Consider the following 1,254-nt stretch of genomic DNA (forward strand, 5'->3'; position numbering starts at 1 on the left):
TTTGCCTTTACTTTGGATTTGATAAAAACTTTAAATTTATTCAAAGGAAAGCAGAGGTGAACTTTAGACTTTGCTAGTTAAGAACTAAGCTGCGCATTAGTCCTCTGCCTTCTCCTTGAACCCGTTGAATTGCTTCAAATAGAATGATAGACGTTATGGTCTAATAAAGGCTCTAAAGAAGTTCAACATTTTTGTTTATCCTAAACTCAAAGTTATGAAAAAGTATCAATTTTATGTAGGTATTGATGTTTCAAAATTGAAGTTAGATATTCATATTCTTGATGTATCTTCTTTTGAATCGAAACATTTGATTATTGAAAATGACATTAAAAGTATTTCTAATTTTGTTAAAGACTTGAAAAAGAAGATTGATATTACTCAAACTCTTTTTTGTTGTGAAAACACTGGGGTATACACCAATCATCTTTCATCTGTTTTAGTAAATCTACAGTTAGATTTATGGGTTGTTCCTGCCATCGAAATAAAAAGATCAAAAGGAATTTCAAGAGGCAAAACCGATAAATCAGACGCTAAAGACATTGCTTATTATAGTTACAGAAACATTGATAAACTTAAACTTTTTACTCTAACCGATACAGATATTCAAAAACTAAAAATTCTGTATACAGAAAGGGAAAAAATCCTTAAATCGTTGTTGCTTTTAGAAACAACCAAGGAAAACAAAGATTTTATAAACAAAGAAATTTTTAAGGAAGTATCCAAAATCAATCAGGATTTAATAAATACAATTAAAAATTCCCTTCGCAAAATCGAAACGAAAATTAAAGAAATCATTAAATCGAATAACAAATTAAGCAAACAAGCTCAACTCATTAGAACTATTCCTGGAATCGGTGAACATACCAGTATATATTTAATCATTGCTACAAAAGGATTTACAGCTTTTAAAAATTGGAGACAATTTGCCTGCTATTCTGGGGTTGCTCCATTTGAATACAGCTCGGGATCTAGTATTAAAGGCAGAACGAAAGTTAACAATATGGCTGACAAAAAAATGAAATCGTTGCTCCAAATGTGTGCCATGACAACTCTTAAATACGACCCTCAATTAAAAGAATATTACAACAAGAAAAAGGCTGAAGGAAAAAATTCAATGCTTGTATTAAACAATATTAGATGCAAACTTATAAGCAGGATATTCGCAGTTATTAATCGAGAAACAGAATACATAAACACCTATAAATTTGCATCTTAAATTTTAACACTTTTTAATTGTTTTTTATCATAGAATGC

The 1,254-nt window shown here is 29.5% G+C and carries 1 protein-coding gene; it reads left to right on the forward strand.

Annotation, left to right across the window (positions count from 1 at the left end):
• Positions 1 to 214 precede the first annotated feature (214 nt).
• Positions 215 to 1,216, forward strand: a complete 1,002-nt coding sequence (locus tag K8B81_RS20770) for an IS110 family RNA-guided transposase (protein WP_223683438.1) — start codon at positions 215 to 217, stop codon at positions 1,214 to 1,216.
• Positions 1,217 to 1,254 lie beyond the last annotated feature (38 nt).

This window comes from Flavobacterium hibisci, from assembly GCF_020026925.1.
Lineage (GTDB): Bacteria > Bacteroidota > Bacteroidia > Flavobacteriales > Flavobacteriaceae > Flavobacterium > Flavobacterium hibisci.